The sequence below is a fragment of the Thiohalocapsa halophila genome (genome assembly GCF_016583825.1).
In the GTDB taxonomy this organism is placed as follows: Bacteria; Pseudomonadota; Gammaproteobacteria; order Chromatiales; family Chromatiaceae; genus Thiohalocapsa; species Thiohalocapsa halophila.
In genome coordinates, this window is record NZ_NRRV01000052.1 from 1 (window position 1) to 14,612 (window position 14,612).

Below are 14,612 nucleotides of genomic sequence, written 5' to 3' on the forward strand. Positions count from 1 at the left end.
TTCGGGCAGCAGGGGAAGCTCAACGGTGCCTGGCATGGCGGCTTGCAGTCTCGTATTTATTTATCGAGCAATGCCGCAATTATAGCTCAAATTCAGACGGTTGAAGGGGGTATGTCCGGAGTTCTGCATTGGGCGCTGATGCTGGGCGCTTTGGCGCTCGGGATTTGGCTGGCGGGCGAGGTGGCCGGCGTGTGGCAGCGGACATGGATGCGCTGAGCGAGCGGATTCCGCACCTTGAGGCGTTCGTCCGGTTGCCCTAACGCAGCGCCCGGCGCACCGGGAGGCGGCGAGGCGGGATGCTGCCGCGGCGCCGGCCGGGATGCTCATCCAGCGCGGTCGGCCGCTTGCTGCAACGGCTCCGACGGCGTCTCGCCCGCGACTTCGTCGCGTGTGGCGCAGCGGCTCAGCAGCAATGCCGGTGGGTCCACCGAGAAGATGAAGGGGGCCGCCCGGCGCAGGGCGCTCAAGCCGAGGATTTGCCGTGCGCTGCCGGGGAAGACCGCGGCCTCCACGTCCTCCAGCCAGCACTGAGTGCCGATGCGCATCCGGGCGATGGCGTAGACGGGCACCGTGAGCTCGGAGCCGTCGGCGAGCACCCCGCGAAGCTGCTTCACGTAACGCGCCGCGTTGCGGTGCTGGAGCACGGCCAGCGTCTCCTCGTTGATGGTCATATAGCCAGAGCCCGTGTCCACCATCAGCTCCAGCGGGCCGTAGCCATGGATCTCGCCGCTGACGTAGAAGGTGGCCGCGGACTTCTGCTGCATGTCGATGCGATAGCGGAAGTCGTCAGGGTCGACATCGACCGCCAGGGCGACACCACCGAGGCAGTAGGGCAGGAGCAGGGCAAGAACGGCTGCGCGCATGAGATCGATTCATCTGTTGCTGGATAAGGTGGGCCCGTGCGTGCGGCGGCCTTGGGTCCGCGCCGCGGCGGGTGGCAGTGCTGGCGGGAGATGACTCAGGCACCGGGTCACCGGCGGACGCTACAACGAAAGCCTGCCTGGGTACAAACCCAGGGATCATCATGGTGAATGCCCCGGGGATGCTTTGGGGCCTATGGCCCTGCGGGCTTGGCATAAGCCCCGCCGCGACGACAGGGGCGCATGCGCCGGTCGCCGCCACCGCCCAGATCAGCTGCGGATGGGCGAAGACAAGGTCGTGCTGCCGGACGACATCGGCTCGAAGGTCGTGGTCGAAGGCCTGCCGGGCTGGGAGTCGGCCGAATTCGAGGCGTTGGCGGAGCTGGCTCACGGCCCGACTGACGGCCGGGCTCATGGTCGCCCGGCAGGCGGTCCGCCACTTCGGCACCACGCTCGCCGCGAAGGCCCGCTTCGCGACGCCGTTGCACCAGGCTAGCGGCTGATGGCGGCGCCCTGCGCCGCTGGTCTCGCCTGCTGTTGCGGTGCGGGCGCCGCTGCCGCTTCCTCCGGTGGCGGCGGCGCCGGCTGCACCCGCCCCTCCAGCATGGTGCCCCATACCGGGATGTCCTTGATCCAGGTCGAGGGTACCTCCAGCGGATTGGCTTCCAGAATGGTCAGGTTGGCCCGCTTGCCCACCTCGATGGAGCCGATGCTGTCTTCCTGTTGAATGGAATGGGCGGCGCCCAGAGTGACGGCCCGCAGCGCCGCCTCGCGAGGAACCTTGTGTGCCTCGCCCATGATCCGGCCCTCGCCGGTCAGCCGGTTGACTGCGGCGTACATCAGCTGCAGGGGCTTGGCCGGGCCCATGGGCATGCCGGAGCCAAAGGAGAATGGCAGGTCATGCTTCAGCACCTCCGCCATGGGCACCATGCTGTGAGCGCGCTCCTCGCCGATGCCCAGGTCGGCATAGCGCGCGGCGAGCGCCTCGACCCAGTAGGGATTGGCACTGACGATGCCGCCCAAGGCCGCGAAGCGCGCCACCTGCGCCGGCGCCGCGAAGCCGAAGTGGGCCAGCACCGTGCGGTGATCTTCGCGGCGGTTGCGCGCCATGGCCTGCTCCAGGCTCGCCAGCAGCACGGCGAGGCCGCCGTCGCCGACGGCCTGGACATGGATCTGATAGCCCGCGTCCCAGTAGGCCTGGAAGGCGGCGTCGAATGCCGTCGGCTCCATGATCCAGCTGCCCTCGCGACCGTCCGCGTAGCCGGCCTGGAGCTGCATGCTTGCGCCGTACATGGCGCCGTCGGTGTAGAGCTTGACCTGTCGCGGCAGATAGCGGGTGCGACCCTCGCCCCGGGACAGGAGTCGGCGGGTGGCGTCGATCAGGGCCCCGGCGGCACCCGGGCTGGTGGGCGGATGCCGGGCCGCCAGCGCCTTGCCGTCGGCGATGAAGCAGTGGTTGAAGGGCGTGGTCGAGTCACTGTAGGCGGCGTTGACGGCCTGCTGAAGCGGCTTCGACAGCACTGCACCCGGCTCGCAGGCGAGCGTAATGCCGTTGCGGTGATAGTAGCGCTCGGTGAGCTCGAGCCCCTGGCGAAGCCGCTCCGGCGGCGCCAGCAGCGGCGCTAGCTTGTCGAGGACAGCGATCATCCCTTGCGCCTGGACATGGCCCTGCTCCAGGTCGATGTGCGCCCGCTGGCTCGCGGGCAGCCCGGCGACCAAGTCCGCATCGATGCCGGTCTGCGCGAGGGCTGCGCTGTTCAAGTAGAGCTCGCGGCAGGACCGGTGCCAGACCACCACCGGCACCGCCGTCATCAGGCTGTCCAGGAACGCCCGGGACATGTCGCCGTGGAAGCCCTGGTGATAGCCCCAGGTGACGAAGGGCCCACCGACGTCCTGGTGCTGTGCGGCCAGCGCATGGAGCAGGCGCTCGCGGTAGCCCTCGGCATCGCGCACCGCCGGCGAGCGCCCGGCGACGGTGTCCCAATCCTCGATGGCGATCACCTGCGTGCCCAGGGTCAGCGCGGCCAGAATGGGGTGCACGTGCGGCTCGATGAAGCCGGGCACCACCACCTTGCCCGCGAAGGTCTGGTCCAGCTCGGCGTCAGGCCCCGCCGCCGCGGTCACGTCGGTGCGGCTGCCGACCGCGACGAAGCGCCCGTTGCGCACGGCGAACGCCTGCGCCCGCGGCTGGACCGGATCCATGGTGATGATGTCGCGCGCGGCATAGACCTTGGTCGCCGCCGGTGTCTCGGCGATGGCGGACAGCGCCTGAAGGCTCGGCGTCTGCGCAGCGGCTGTGGCCATCCCGAGCACCAGACCACCGACTGCGAGCAGCCGCGACGCGGTGCACAGGACAACCCGAGCGGATCTCCGAGCCATAGCCTTCCCCGAGCGAATAACCGATGCACAAGCTCGGAGTATAGGCGCCGGCGCCCGGGGACATGCAGGTGGACTGCGCTTCGCTTGAATGCCCCGCTCGGCGCTGCGATCACGGTCGTTGTCCGTTCGCGCGGCCGGTGGCCGACGGCGGTTCGCCGAACAGAGCCCGATACTCGGTGGCGAAGCGTCCGGGGTGATGCATGCCGCAGCGCGCGGCGATGCTCGCGATGTCGACATCGGCGCCGCGCAGCAGGGCGTCGCGCGCGGCGTGCAGGCGCAGGATCGTCAGGTAGCGCCGGGGCGAGATGCCCAGCTGGTCGCGGAAGGTCTGCTCCAGCGTGCGCTGGGCCACCCCGATGCCGGCGCACAGCGCCGGGATGCGCAGGTCCTCGTCGATGCGCTCGCGCACCAGTCGCTCGAAAGTCCGCAGCAGGCCCATACGCTCGGCGTAGCTCGGACGCCCGCCGCGTCCTTGGTCGTTGTGCACGACCAACATCAGCTCGGCGGCCAAGGCCCCGAGCTCCGCGTGCCAGTCCGCCACCCGGGTGCCCGAGCGCGCCCCTGCGAGCCGTGCGATGCGGTTGACGATACGGGCACTGCCCGGGAACGACGCCGGAAAGACCCTGGGCCTATCGAACAGGCTCGCCGACAGACCGAGCTCGCCGAGCACGGTGCCGGGGAGCTGGAGCGCCGTCCAGTGCGTCCCGGCCGGCAGCAGATAGTCGAGCTCGGCCCCCGCCGGGTAGCAGACGAGGTCTCGGGCGCCGAAGCGATACCCGTTGATGCAGCCGTCGCGCTCGGCATCGAGGATGGCGCCCAGCACCACGGCCCCCTCCGGCAGCCAGCCGCGTGCGCGCAGCATGCGGCTGTAGCGGCCGCTGTTCAGGGAGATGGGGCCGGCGAGCAGGCCGCGCAGCTCGCCGCGAAAGTCACCCGCTTCCAACTGGTGGTGCTCGATGGACGCCTCACGTATGGCCGTCGCCAGCTGCTCGGCGTCGAAGAAGGTCAGCGCCAGCCGTTCGATCACTGGCTCTCCCATGGCCCCGGCAGGCGAGGTGTTCATCCCGTTGTCCTCTTGTGCGAAAAGCGGACAACAAGGTTACCAAGAGAGCTGGCAGCGGTAATACTGCGCGGCGCTGCGAAGCTGCGGTGCTCGTCCTGAATCGCATCGCGTTTTGTCCGCTATTGGCGGACATGGCCCCGGCTCTGAGGAAGGGGCTGCATCGCGGGTGCGAGCACGGACGGCGGCGTCTTTAGTACGCAGAAGATTGGAGCGCTTCTCGGCGTCCCCCCACGGCCGGAGGACGTTTGAGAATCCAGCACCGCCGACGCCGGCGCAGCGTCTCTCGACCGTCATCATTCAGCTCTCGGAGGATTTGCTTTGCATAAGAAACTCACCTTGCCAATGCTGGCAGCTGCGCTCGCGCTGCTGAGCTTGCCAGCGCACGCGCAGCTGCCCAACCCGTTCACGTCCAATCCTGCGGCTCCACCCGCCGCGGCGGAGCGCCCGTCTGCCCCTGCCGAGTCCGCCGAAGCGGTTGCCCAGAGTGCGCAGCCGGCTGGCGCAGAAGGCAAGGCTCCGGCGGCAGGCGAGCGGCCAAACATCCTCGTCGTCTGGGGCGATGACATCGGCCAGTCCAACATCAGTACCTATACGCACGGCCTGGTGGGCTATGAGACGCCCAACATCGACCGCATCGCCAACGAGGGCATGACCTTTACCGATTACTACGGCGAGCAGTCCTGCACCGCGGGCCGCAGCTCCTTCATCACCGGTCAGAGCGTATTCCGCACCGGCCTGTCCAAGGTGGGCCTGCCCGGTGCCGAGCTCGGCATGCGCGAGGAGGACCCGAGCATTGCCGTGATGCTGAAGGCGCTCGGCTATGCCACCGGCCAGTTCGGCAAGAATCATCTGGGCGACCGCGACGAGCATCTGCCCACCAACCACGGGTTCGATGAGTTCTTCGGCAATCTCTACCACCTCAATGCGGAGGAAGAGCCGGAGAACGAAGACTATCCGCGCGACATGGCGCTGCCGAGCGGCAAGACCTTTCTCGAGCAGTTCGGTCCGCGCGGCGTCATCCACTCCCGGGCTATGCCGGACGGCACGCAGCAGATCGAGGACACGGGTCCGCTGACCAAGAAGCGCATGGAGACCGTCGATGACGAGACCTCCGCTGCGGCGCTCCGCTTCATCGAAGACAACACCAAGGCCGGCAAGCCCTGGTTCGTCTGGTGGAGCGGCACCCGCATGCACTTTCGCACCCACGTGAAGGACGAGCTGCGGGGTATCTCCGGGCAGGACGAATACGCCGACGGCATGGTCGAGCACGACAGGCACATCGGCAAATTCCTGGACAAGCTGGACGAGCTCGGCATCGCCGACAACACCGTCGTCTTCTACTCCACGGACAACGGCCCGCACTACAACACCTGGCCGGATGCCGGTGCCACTCCGTTCCGCGGCGAGAAGAACACCAATTGGGAGGGCGGCTGGCGGGTGCCGGCCATGGTGCGCTGGCCGGGGAAGATCCCGGCCGGCGAGTGGACCAACGAGATCGTCCACCACATGGACTGGTTCCCGACCTTCCTGGCCGCCGCCGGCGACCCCAAGGTCAAAGAGCGCCTGAAGCAGGGCGTCACCGTGCCTGCTATGGGCCGCGACTACAAAGTCCACCTGGACGGCTACAACATCCTGCCGCTGCTGACCGGCCAGGCCGAAGAGAGTCCGCGGAAAGAGATCTTCTACTTCTCCGACGACGGCGACCTGACCGCACTGCGCTATGCGGACTGGAAGCTCATCTTCTTGGAGCAGAAGGCCGAGGGTACCTTCCGCGTCTGGATGGAGCCCTTCGTGGAGCTGCGGGTGCCGCTGATCGAGAACCTGCGCCGCGACCCCTACGAGCGCGCCGAGATCACGTCCAATACCTACTATGACTGGCTGCTGGACCGCGCATACATGCTGGTTCCGGCGCAGGCCTATGTCGGGCAGTTCCTGGCAACCTTCCAGGAATTTCCGCCGCGGCAGAAGGCGGCGAGCTTCAGCCTGGATCAGGTGATGGAGAAGCTCTCACCGCCCGGCGGCTGAGCCGCTGTCCATGGCGGCGCGCAGCTTCGCAGCGGAAGCAGCGCCCGCCCAACCGACGGCGCGCCTGCGAGCAGGCGCTTGCAGGTGCGTCGTCAGCTCGGGTGGGCAACCGCAATGGGCAGGCCGATGGATTGCTGTCTGGCCCCACCGTGCGGGTCCCTGATGCGGGCAAGCCTCCACGCTTGTGGAGTGGGGCCTGGCTTTGCGTGCGGCGAGGTAGCGCCGAAACGACCAAGCGCGCAACCACAAGCTCGTCGACGGGGCTGAGGACCTCGTCCCGAGACGACGCGCGATGGGCGGGGGACGAGCCGGCTAGCTGCGCCTGTCCACTCGCACCGGGTCTGGCCGAAATCCGCAGCCTGCGGTACACCAGCGCGGTGTCCATTGGGCATGCTGAGAGAACCTTTCTAACATCCAAGAGAATCGGCGATGCGCATCCTGACCTTTCTGCTGCTCTGGCTGCCATTGGCGGTGGCCGCCGACCCACTGGCGTCATGGAATGACGGCGAGGCGAAACAGGCGATTATCGAATTTGTCGCAACAGTCACCGAGCCGGACTCGCCCGACTTCGTCCCCAAGGCCGAGCGTGTCGCCGTCTTCGACAATGACGGTACCCTGTGGGTGGAGCAGCCGTTCTACACCCAGCTCGCGTTCGTGCTGGAACGACTCCGCGAGCTCACCGACGACCATCCGGACTGGCGCAAAGAGCAGCCGTTCAAGGCCGCGCTGGAAGGCGACAAGGCGGCCCTGGGCGAGGCCGGCATGGAAGGGCTGATGCAGCTCCTGATGGCCACCCATGCGGGGCTTTCGAGCAGCGAATTCGCGGACATCGCAGCGGATTGGATCGCCACCGCCCGTCATTCGCGCTTCGAGCGTCCCTACACCGAGCTGGTCTACCAGCCCATGCTGGAGCTGCTCGCCTATCTGCGCGAGCACGGCTTCAAGACCTACATCGTCTCAGGCGGCGGCATCGCCTTCATGCGCCCCTGGACCGAGCGGGTCTACGGCATCCCGCCGGAGCAGGTGGTGGGCTCGCAGATCGCGCTGGACTACAAGCTGGTCGACGGTGAGCCTACCCTGGTGCGCAAGCCCGAGATCGCCTTCATCGACGACAAGGCGGGCAAGCCCGTCGGCATCCAACGCCACATCGGCCGCCGGCCGATCCTGGCCTTCGGCAACTCCGACGGCGACTATCAGATGCTCGAGTGGACCAGCGCCGGACCCGGCCGGCGCCTCGGGCTGATCCTGCACCACGACGACGCCGAGCGCGAATACGCCTATGATCGCGACAGCCATGCGGGCCGGCTCGACAAGGCCCTGGACGATGCCGAGACCCAGGGCTGGACGGTGGTGTCCATGGAGCGTGACTGGGCCAATGTGTTTCCAGCGGCGCCGCAGGACTAGCGTGCGGCTGCTGATCGCAATGGGGATGCTCGCGAGCGCCCTCGGCATCGCAGCCGCCCAAGCCGCCCCCCCGCGAGCTGCTCCCTCGGCCGACTTCGCCGGCAGCAGCCGCTGTGCCGCCTGCCACGAGGCGGAGCTCGCCCGCTGGCGGGGCTCCCATCACGACCTGGCCATGGCGGAGCCGACCGAGACAACCGTGCTGGGCGATTTCGACGACGCCGAGCTCACCGCGCACGGCGTCACCTCGCGCTTCTTCCGCCGCGACGGCGACTGGCTGGTGCGCACCGACGGGCCAGACGGTGAGCTCACGGATTACCGCATCGCCTACACCTTCGGTTGGGAGCCGCTGCAGCAGTATCTCATTGCACTTCCCGGCGGCCGTTTGCAGGCCCTTGGACTTGCCTGGGACAGCCGGCCTGCCGCAGAGGGCGGTCAACGCTGGTTTCATCTCTATCCGAACGCGCCCGAGATGGGGCCGAAGCACCCGCTGCACTGGACTGCACCGGATCAGACCTGGAACTACCAGTGTGCGGAGTGCCACTCCACGGGCCTTCGCAAAGGCTACGACCTGAACAGCGATCGCTACGCGACGACCTGGGCCGAGATCGATGTCGCCTGCGAGGCCTGCCACGGGCCGGCGTCCGCGCATGTCGAGCAGGCCGAGGCCGTCGCCGCCGGCAACAGTGATGCCTGGAGCCAAGACAAAGGTCTGCCGATTACCCTCGGCGAGGCCCGGGATGCGCGTTGGCTGATCGACGCCGACACCGGCCTGCCGCGCCGCTCGACGCCCCGAGCCAGCCGTGCCGAGACCCAGCTCTGCGCCCGCTGCCATTCCCGCCGGGGCCAGATCCATGCCTGGCAGCCACCGGGGCGCCCGCTCGGCGACAGCCACCAGCTCGCCCTCCTGGAGCCCGGCCTGTACCACGCCGACGGGCAGATCCTCGATGAGGTCTTTGTCCACGGCTCCTTTCTGCAAAGCCGCATGTACGCCGCCGGCGTCACCTGCACCGACTGCCACGACCCCCACAGCCTTCAGCTCAAAGCCGACGGCGATGAGGTCTGCGCGCAATGCCATCCCGCGGCGCGCTATGCCACGCCCGAGCATCACCACCATGCGCCCGGCAGCGCCGGGGCCAGCTGCATCGGCTGTCACATGCCGCAGCGCAAGTACATGGTCATCGACGCCCGGGCCGATCACAGCATCCGCATTCCCCGCCCGGACCTCAGTGCCGGGATCGGCACGCCGAACGCCTGTGGCCAGTGTCACGCCGACCGCAGCCCAGACTGGGCGACCGCGAGCATGCAGGACTGGTACGGCGACGCCTGGTCCAAGCGCCCTCACTACGGCGCGGCGATCGCCGCCGGCCGCAGTGGTGCAGTGGATGCGCCGGAGCAACTGCTCGCGCTCGCCGCCGACACCCACCAGCCCGGCATCGCCCGCGCCACCGCCGTGGAGCTGTTGCAGCCTCGGCTGCAGCCGGAGCACCTGCGGGCCCTGCCGCCGCTGCTCGCAGACGCGGACCCGCTGGTGCGCCGAAGCGCCCTCGGCTGGCTCGAGGCGGCCGACGCCCAGCTGCGGCATCGGTTCGGCATGCCCATGCTCGACGACCCCGTCCGGAGCGTTCGCCTCGCCGCTGCGCGGGCGCTCGCCCCGCTGATGCGCTACGAGCTGCCGGCGCCCGAGCGGCAAGCGCTGGCGGCCGGACTGCGCGCCTACAATGACGCACAGCTGGTCAATGCCGAGCGGCCCGAGTCGCACCTGAACATCGGCTTGGCGGAGATGGCCCGAGGCAAGGTCGCCATGGCCCGAAAGGCCTATCAGCAGGCGTTGGCGCTCGACCCGGCCTTTGTCCCGGCCTATGTGAACCTGGCGGATCTCTACCGTGCGCTCGGCTCCGACACCGAGGCCGAGGAGACGCTGCGCGCCGGCCTCGGACAGGCGCCGGACAGCGCGGCCCTTCATCACGCCCTCGGTCTGCTCAAGGTGCGCCAGAAGCAGCCGCAGCAGGCGATCGAGGCCCTGCGGAAAGCGGCGGTGCTGGCGCCGGACAATGCCCGCTACGCCTACGTCTATGCGCTCGCGCTCAACGGGCAGGGCGACCGCGACGAGGCGCTGGCGGTCCTGACCAAGGCCAACCGGACCTCGCCGGCAGACCGGGACATCTTGATCGCCTTGGTCACGATCAATCGCGACGCAGGCAACAGCGCCTCAGCGGCGAGCTTCGCCCGAGCGCTGCAGGAGCGCTGGCCCTCAGACCCTCAGGCCAAAGCGCTGATCAAGGAGCTTGAGCCATAGTCCCCCGGTGCTGTCGCCCGTCTCGGTGTCAGGCAGTGGAAGCCATGCAGCCACAACGTGTTCTCGGGCGCTGACGCCTCGCTGTTGGCCCACCGGCTTCCGGCCAGCTACCGCCTCTCCCGATGCCAAAATCCGATGACCGCTGACGCGCGCAGAGCCGACGCTCGCCAGAGGATGCCTGAGTCCAGATCGATCCGGGAGGGTACCCAATGCAGGTTTCAAGATGGGGCAACAGCCTGGCGGTGCGCCTGCCCGCCGCAGTGGTCGAGGCGCTCGAACTGCAAGAGGGCGATGACATCGAGATCCAAGTCGAAGGATCGCGGAGCTTAAAGGTACGCAAGGTATCCGATAGCCGGGAACTGCTAGCGCGGCTGCGCAAGTACCGCGGGCGTCTACCCGATGGGTTCCGTTTCGATCGGCTCGAGGCCCATGAGCGAGGCTAACGCCTTCTTCGATACCAATGTGCTGCTGTACCTGTTGTCCAACGACGCTGCGAAGGCGGACCGGGCCGAAGCCCTGCTCGCCGCCGGTGGCGTCATCAGCGTGCAGGTCTTGAACGAATTCGCAGCCATCGCTTCACGCAAGCTCGGCTTGGCTTGGTCGGAGATTCGCGAGATGTTGGGAACGGTGCAGTCGCTGTGTCAGGTCGAACCGATGACCGTCGCCACCCACGCGCGTGGACTCGCGATCGCCGAGCGCTACGGGTTCTCGATCGACGATTCGCTGATCGTTGCAGCTGCGCTGCTGGCTGGTTGTGAGGTGGTGTGGACCGAAGACCATGCAAGATGGACAGCCCATCGAGGACCAATTGACCGTGAAGAACCCCTTCCCCACGTCCTGAACCGACTCGGCTCAATCCAGCGCCGTCCCCGCGTTCCAGGTGGGCCTATCTTCGAGGTATCTGCTGAGCGTGGGACGATCACTCTTTGGCGAGGCGTCGGATCTCCGTGCCCAGCGGAGGAGCGAGCCGGTAGCCGATCTCGCTCAGGCGCTCAAGCTCGGGGGTGACCGAAGAGCGTCGTCCCGCTCGTTTGGCGCCCACGAGGAGGCCGCCGGTGCCGACGATGCGGATGCCGCGACGGCGTGCCACAGCGCGGCCCCTGCGCTCATCAATGAGTAGGAAGCGACATGCAATCTCTTCGGCGAGCTGGGTCGCTTCTGCCTCTTCTGGATGGTGATCTCACCGACTCGATCATGTGCAGCCGTTGCCGGGTGCGACCGGTGTCTCATCGGCCGGCACTCGCACCGGCGGCGCACACCCGAGCCGTCGCGCGCGGCGGGCGAAGCGGCGATCATCGAAGGTGTAGAGGGCCTCGCAATGGTCACTGCCGGCTAGGTGCAGGGCATCGGCGAAGTCCATACCTGCCGTGGTCAAAGGCAGGGCGGCGGCGACGCGCTCGGACTCTTCGGTGTTGATGTGACCGAGGCCGAGCAGGTGTTCGAAGACGCTGACGATCTGTGGGGCCTCGAAGCGATAGAAGGCCCGCAGGACCCATTCCAGCTCCAACACCACGGTCAGGGGTACGAACAGGCTGGGGTTGTTCGTCATGATCGCTCGCGCGATGGGGCGCTGCTTGGCGGCCTCCGGGTCGTTCGGGTCGTCGACGTAGAAGCGGGCGAGGATATTGGTATCAAGGGCGATCATCGGCCTCGGCCCGCATCGCCTCCGCCACGTCGAAGTCCGCAAGGCGCCGCTCCCCCGGGAGGTCGCAGCGCAGCATACCGTAGCCGTCCTCGGCGCGGGAAGGCGGTATCGACTTCAGCGGGCGTATCCGGATGCTGTCCCCTTCCAACGCGAAATCCAGCTTGCTGCCCGGCACCAGACCGAGCCGGCGGCGGATGACGGCGGGGATGACGACCTGACCCTTGTCGGAGACGGTGACTGTCGGCATGCTTTTTCCTCGATTTCTTACCTGGTAAGAGGCCCCCTGAATCTAGCACGCGTGTCCGCGACCGGCAACTCACGGCAGCCTGCAGCGCAGGGGCCGACCCCGGGCGCTCTCACCCTACCGGATCTCTTCATCTGTCTCGGGGAAAACGGGCCGTACCACGGTTTCCCTCCTCTACACAGCCCCTAGGCTCCGCATTCCGGGCTCAGGAAACGATTCGGCTGCGCCGTTGCATGAGCTGTGGGCACAGCTCGATGCCCTGCCTGTTGATGGCAGCGAGGCTCAGACCTAGGCCAGCGCGTCGGCGTGAGCGAGCAGGACGATCTGATCGGGGACCCGATCGCGGAGGTCGCCCGCTCCCATGGGGGTGGCGATGGAGACCTATCTCGCATTCGCAGGTCAGGACGACTGGGACCGGTCGCGAGCGAGCCGTGACCGACGATGGTCTCGGTGTTGGCGTGCTGGTAATGGGCGTTGGTGTAGTGGACGCCCTCCTCCATCAGGTTGGGGAAGCCGCCGTCGCCGAACAGGTGCGCATACCGGTTTGGCAGATCGCCGCGCAGGGCGTCGACGGTAATGGGCGTCTGAAGATCAGCCCATGGCCCGGTCCGGAAGGCGCGGCGGGCGACGATCCATGCTAGCCTTGGCAAGGATTGCCAAATTGCGGAGCCTCAGCTATGGCCACCATGAACATCTCCCTCCCGGACGACCTGCGGGACTTCGTGAACCGGCAGGTCGCTATGCACAGCTTCTCCAGCACAAGCGAGTATCTCCGTGAGCTGATTCGGCGCGAGCGCGACATTGAGATGCTGCGCAACAAGCTGCTGGCCGGGCGCGACTCCGGGCCGGCGGTACCCATCGACGACGCCTGGTTCGCACAGTTACGGGTACAGGCCGCCGCCGATATCGCCGAGTGATCGGCCCGCATGACAGATAGAACGCTGCAACTCCGACCGCTCGCACAGGCGGACATCGACGCAATCCTCGCGTACTTGCGTGCCGAAGGCGGACCGGGCTTGGCCGGCAAGTTTGCGCAGCTGCTCGAAGACGCACTGCGTACCCTCGCGACGCATCCGGCCATCGGCTCCCGGCGCTACGCGGACCTGCTGGGCATCCCCGGGCTGCGCAGCTGGCCGATCAAGCAGTCGGCGTATCTGATCTTCTATGTGGACGACGCCGGGCAGCTCGACATCTGGCGCGTCCTGCACGCTCGCCGAGATATCTCGGCACTGCTGGGCGAAGGCGACTCGCCAGACGCGGAGTAGGTTGGGCCGACGCAAGGGGGAGCAGGGTCAGTTCTAGGGGGAGCAGGGTCAGTTCTCGCATTGTTGCATCGCGGTTCGGACAATCCGTCCGACGGTCGAGAGATGGATGCCGAAATACGCGGCGATGGCTGCGTAGCTGTAGGCGCCTGTCGCGTACGCGGCCAAGATCGCTGAGTTTCGATCGGGATGGGATTGCGCAATCTCCGCCAACGGGGCCGGCGGCGGACGCCGCTGAATGTTGGGCACACTCAGCCGGTCGCCTTTGATGTTCGCCGCCGCCTGCATCTTCTCTACGAACGTCTCGTCGCCAAGGTAAACCTGCTGGCGCAGGTTCTGCCAGATGTCGCGCCCGAGTCCTTCGAGAACGAACCGCCTGTAGCGCGCCTGCGCGCGATCGCGATCCTCTGCAAACTGCCTCAACACGAAATCCGTCTCGAGCCATGGTGGAGTCGTGCTCTCACCGGCCGTCGCCCGATAGCTGCTCCAAAACCATTGCTCCGGATCTTGGACCATGCCCGCCCGCACGGGATTCAGTACAATTGTGCACCCGGTCGAGCTAAATCGAGTCGGAGCCCGTCCGAGACCGCCGTCGGCACCACGACGGGTCCGGAGAGATGATGGAGTAGTTGGAGCCTAGCGATACGGGCGAGAGCGACGAGTGGACCGGCGTCGGCGACGACAACCCGGCTCATCGCATCGCATCCAGCTCCCCTGCAAGCTCCTCTGTCGAGTAGTCGACGGCGGGGATGCCGGCTTCATGGAGCAACTCCATGAAGTCTTCTTGGGAAAGGCCGGCAACCTTAGCGGCTTTGGCAAGAGAGAGTTCGCCGGCCTCGAACAGGTTCAACGCAAGTGCTCGGTGGACGCCGCTGTCCAACAGCCTCTGATCGAAAGGGACTGCGACGATGGCGGGACGGCCGTTCTTGGTGATCAGTGAGACCTGTCCGCGTGCGGCGTCGGAGAGCAGTTCGCCGGAGCGTTGGCGCAGGTCGCGGGCGGTGAATACGTCCAAACTCTCCACTCTTGGGGCCTCAAAAATGTACACACAAAGCGTAGCACAACGCATTTTGTAGTTCCACGTCCGGCTCGGGCTGTTTGAGGCAATCCCAGTCCGGCATCGGCCCCGATACACCGTTCCAGGCAGGTGGGTCAGCTGCGCTGAAGCAGCGCACGACTGCAGTCGCTGTGTCAGGTCGAACCGATGACTGTCGCCACCCACGAGCGTGGACTCGCGATCGCCGAGCGCTACGGGTTCTCGATCTACCATTCGCTGATCGTTGCAGCTGCGCTGCTGAGTGGTTGCGAGGTGCTGTGGACCGAAGACCTGCAAGATGGCCAGCGCATCGAGGATCAACTGACCGTGAAGAACCCCTTCGCCACGTCCTGAACCGACTCTTCCAACCTCGGCGTTCTGGGGGGCGCTCTGGGGAC

General features: G+C 67.2%; 20 protein-coding genes. 11 read left to right on the forward strand and 9 right to left on the reverse strand.

Going from position 1 to position 14,612, the window contains the following annotated elements; translation table 11 throughout:
• Positions 1-216, forward strand: a 216-nt coding sequence (locus CKO31_RS18155; RefSeq protein WP_200240267.1) for a hypothetical protein, incomplete at its 5' end; no start/stop codon positions are given.
• A gap of 107 nt (positions 217-323) precedes the next feature.
• On the opposite strand, the gene CKO31_RS18160 is transcribed toward CKO31_RS18155, so the two are convergent.
• A complete protein-coding gene (locus CKO31_RS18160) occupies positions 324-863 on the reverse strand; it encodes a retropepsin-like aspartic protease (RefSeq protein WP_200240269.1) in 540 nt (179 codons plus the stop codon).
• A 277-nt stretch (positions 864-1,140) separates the two neighbouring features.
• On the opposite strand from CKO31_RS18160, the gene CKO31_RS18165 reads away from it, so the two are divergent.
• On the forward strand, positions 1,141-1,356 hold the full coding sequence (locus CKO31_RS18165; RefSeq protein ID WP_200240271.1) for a hypothetical protein: 216 nt from the start codon (positions 1,141-1,143) through the stop codon (positions 1,354-1,356).
• Here the strand turns inward: CKO31_RS18165 and CKO31_RS18170 are convergent.
• Complete coding sequence (locus CKO31_RS18170; RefSeq protein ID WP_200240272.1) at positions 1,353-3,164, reverse strand: amidohydrolase; 1,812 nt, start codon at positions 3,162-3,164, stop codon at positions 1,353-1,355. The two genes, CKO31_RS18165 and CKO31_RS18170, sit on opposite strands and share 4 nt — an antisense overlap.
• Positions 3,165-3,348: 184 nt before the next feature.
• Complete coding sequence (locus tag CKO31_RS18175; protein ID WP_200240274.1) at positions 3,349-4,302, reverse strand: AraC family transcriptional regulator; 954 nt, start codon at positions 4,300-4,302, stop codon at positions 3,349-3,351.
• Between the two features lie 318 nt (positions 4,303-4,620).
• On the opposite strand from CKO31_RS18175, the gene CKO31_RS18180 reads away from it, so the two are divergent.
• The 5 genes from CKO31_RS18180 (at position 4,621) to CKO31_RS18200 (ending at position 11,035) form a co-directional block, all read left to right on the forward strand.
• Positions 4,621-6,327, forward strand: a complete 1,707-nt coding sequence (locus CKO31_RS18180) for an arylsulfatase (RefSeq protein ID WP_242475481.1) — start codon at positions 4,621-4,623, stop codon at positions 6,325-6,327.
• Positions 6,328-6,756: 429 nt separating this feature from the next.
• Positions 6,757-7,731 carry an HAD family hydrolase gene (locus tag CKO31_RS18185; protein WP_200240276.1) on the forward strand — a complete coding sequence of 325 codons (975 nt, stop codon included), beginning with the start codon at positions 6,757-6,759 and terminating at the stop codon, positions 7,729-7,731.
• A gap of 1 nt (position 7,732) precedes the next feature.
• On the forward strand, positions 7,733-10,027 hold the full coding sequence (locus CKO31_RS18190) for a tetratricopeptide repeat protein (RefSeq protein ID WP_200240278.1): 2,295 nt from the start codon (positions 7,733-7,735) through the stop codon (positions 10,025-10,027).
• Between the two features lie 209 nt (positions 10,028-10,236).
• Positions 10,237-10,470 (forward strand): AbrB/MazE/SpoVT family DNA-binding domain-containing protein, encoded by a 234-nt coding sequence (locus tag CKO31_RS18195; protein WP_200240280.1) that lies wholly within the window; start codon positions 10,237-10,239, stop codon positions 10,468-10,470.
• Positions 10,457-11,035 carry a PIN domain-containing protein gene (locus tag CKO31_RS18200; RefSeq protein WP_242475482.1) on the forward strand — a complete coding sequence of 193 codons (579 nt, stop codon included), beginning with the start codon at positions 10,457-10,459 and terminating at the stop codon, positions 11,033-11,035. The genes CKO31_RS18195 and CKO31_RS18200 overlap by 14 nt, the downstream gene beginning before the upstream one ends.
• Here the strand turns inward: CKO31_RS18200 and CKO31_RS27945 are convergent.
• From CKO31_RS27945 to CKO31_RS18215, 3 genes are read right to left on the reverse strand one after another with little or no spacing between them, the layout of a single operon-like run.
• Entirely contained in the window at positions 10,947-11,162 is a 216-nt protein-coding gene (locus tag CKO31_RS27945; protein ID WP_498370617.1) for a PIN domain-containing protein, read from the reverse strand. The genes CKO31_RS18200 and CKO31_RS27945 overlap by 89 nt on opposite strands.
• A 57-nt stretch (positions 11,163-11,219) precedes the next feature.
• Positions 11,220-11,672, reverse strand: a complete 453-nt coding sequence (locus CKO31_RS18210) for a type II toxin-antitoxin system VapC family toxin (protein WP_200240284.1) — start codon at positions 11,670-11,672, stop codon at positions 11,220-11,222.
• Positions 11,659-11,919: an AbrB/MazE/SpoVT family DNA-binding domain-containing protein gene (locus CKO31_RS18215; protein WP_200240286.1), complete on the reverse strand. Its 261-nt coding sequence runs from the start codon at positions 11,917-11,919 to the stop codon at positions 11,659-11,661. The genes CKO31_RS18210 and CKO31_RS18215 overlap by 14 nt, the downstream gene beginning before the upstream one ends.
• A gap of 428 nt (positions 11,920-12,347) precedes the next feature.
• Here CKO31_RS18215 and CKO31_RS26945 point away from each other — a divergent pair, with 428 nt between their 5' ends.
• Genes CKO31_RS26945 through CKO31_RS18230 form a run of 3 tightly spaced genes read left to right on the forward strand, consistent with a single transcriptional unit; the run spans position 12,348 to position 13,181 of the window.
• Entirely contained in the window at positions 12,348-12,557 is a 210-nt protein-coding gene (locus tag CKO31_RS26945) for a hypothetical protein (RefSeq protein WP_242475483.1), read from the forward strand.
• Positions 12,558-12,593: 36 nt separating this feature from the next.
• Positions 12,594-12,833, forward strand: coding sequence for a ribbon-helix-helix domain-containing protein (locus CKO31_RS18225; RefSeq protein ID WP_200240290.1), 240 nt, complete (start codon positions 12,594-12,596; stop codon positions 12,831-12,833).
• Between the two features lie 9 nt (positions 12,834-12,842).
• Positions 12,843-13,181, forward strand: a complete 339-nt coding sequence (locus tag CKO31_RS18230) for a type II toxin-antitoxin system RelE/ParE family toxin (protein WP_200240292.1) — start codon at positions 12,843-12,845, stop codon at positions 13,179-13,181.
• 48 nt (positions 13,182-13,229) lie between these two features.
• On the opposite strand, the gene CKO31_RS18235 is transcribed toward CKO31_RS18230, so the two are convergent.
• The 3 genes from CKO31_RS18235 to CKO31_RS18240 are packed head-to-tail and all read right to left on the reverse strand — an operon-like array spanning position 13,230 to position 14,202.
• Positions 13,230-13,694, reverse strand: coding sequence for a hypothetical protein (locus CKO31_RS18235; protein ID WP_200240294.1), 465 nt, complete (start codon positions 13,692-13,694; stop codon positions 13,230-13,232).
• 17 nt (positions 13,695-13,711) lie between these two features.
• Complete coding sequence (locus tag CKO31_RS27950) at positions 13,712-13,873, reverse strand: PIN domain-containing protein (protein ID WP_498370616.1); 162 nt, start codon at positions 13,871-13,873, stop codon at positions 13,712-13,714.
• Entirely contained in the window at positions 13,870-14,202 is a 333-nt protein-coding gene (locus tag CKO31_RS18240) for a DUF7317 family protein (RefSeq protein WP_200240296.1), read from the reverse strand. The genes CKO31_RS27950 and CKO31_RS18240 overlap by 4 nt, the downstream gene beginning before the upstream one ends.
• A gap of 180 nt (positions 14,203-14,382) precedes the next feature.
• Between CKO31_RS18240 and CKO31_RS18245 the strand changes: the two genes are divergently transcribed.
• Positions 14,383-14,568, forward strand: a complete 186-nt coding sequence (locus CKO31_RS18245; protein ID WP_200240298.1) for a PIN domain-containing protein — start codon at positions 14,383-14,385, stop codon at positions 14,566-14,568.
• Positions 14,569-14,612: the final 44 nt, after the last annotated feature.

Bases quoted from the DNA above. Each gene is read 5' to 3' on its own strand.
- CKO31_RS18160 (WP_200240269.1), bottom strand. From the start codon at position 863: ATGCGCGCAGCCGTTCTTGCCCTGCTCCTGCCCTACTGCCTCGGTGGT.
- CKO31_RS18165 (WP_200240271.1), top strand. From the start codon at position 1,141: ATGGGCGAAGACAAGGTCGTGCTGCCGGACGACATCGGCTCGAAGGTC.
- CKO31_RS18170 (WP_200240272.1), bottom strand. From the start codon at position 3,164: ATGGCCACAGCCGCTGCGCAGACGCCGAGCCTTCAGGCGCTGTCCGCC.
- CKO31_RS18175 (WP_200240274.1), bottom strand. From the start codon at position 4,302: ATGAACACCTCGCCTGCCGGGGCCATGGGAGAGCCAGTGATCGAACGG.
- CKO31_RS18185 (WP_200240276.1), top strand. From the start codon at position 6,757: ATGCGCATCCTGACCTTTCTGCTGCTCTGGCTGCCATTGGCGGTGGCC.
- CKO31_RS18195 (WP_200240280.1), top strand. From the start codon at position 10,237: ATGCAGGTTTCAAGATGGGGCAACAGCCTGGCGGTGCGCCTGCCCGCC.
- CKO31_RS18200 (WP_242475482.1), top strand. From the start codon at position 10,457: ATGAGCGAGGCTAACGCCTTCTTCGATACCAATGTGCTGCTGTACCTG.
- CKO31_RS18210 (WP_200240284.1), bottom strand. From the start codon at position 11,672: ATGATCGCCCTTGATACCAATATCCTCGCCCGCTTCTACGTCGACGAC.
- CKO31_RS18215 (WP_200240286.1), bottom strand. From the start codon at position 11,919: ATGCCGACAGTCACCGTCTCCGACAAGGGTCAGGTCGTCATCCCCGCC.
- CKO31_RS18225 (WP_200240290.1), top strand. From the start codon at position 12,594: ATGGCCACCATGAACATCTCCCTCCCGGACGACCTGCGGGACTTCGTG.
- CKO31_RS18230 (WP_200240292.1), top strand. From the start codon at position 12,843: ATGACAGATAGAACGCTGCAACTCCGACCGCTCGCACAGGCGGACATC.
- CKO31_RS18235 (WP_200240294.1), bottom strand. From the start codon at position 13,694: ATGGTCCAAGATCCGGAGCAATGGTTTTGGAGCAGCTATCGGGCGACG.
- CKO31_RS27950 (WP_498370616.1), bottom strand. From the start codon at position 13,873: ATGAGCCGGGTTGTCGTCGCCGACGCCGGTCCACTCGTCGCTCTCGCC.
- CKO31_RS18245 (WP_200240298.1), top strand. From the start codon at position 14,383: ATGACTGTCGCCACCCACGAGCGTGGACTCGCGATCGCCGAGCGCTAC.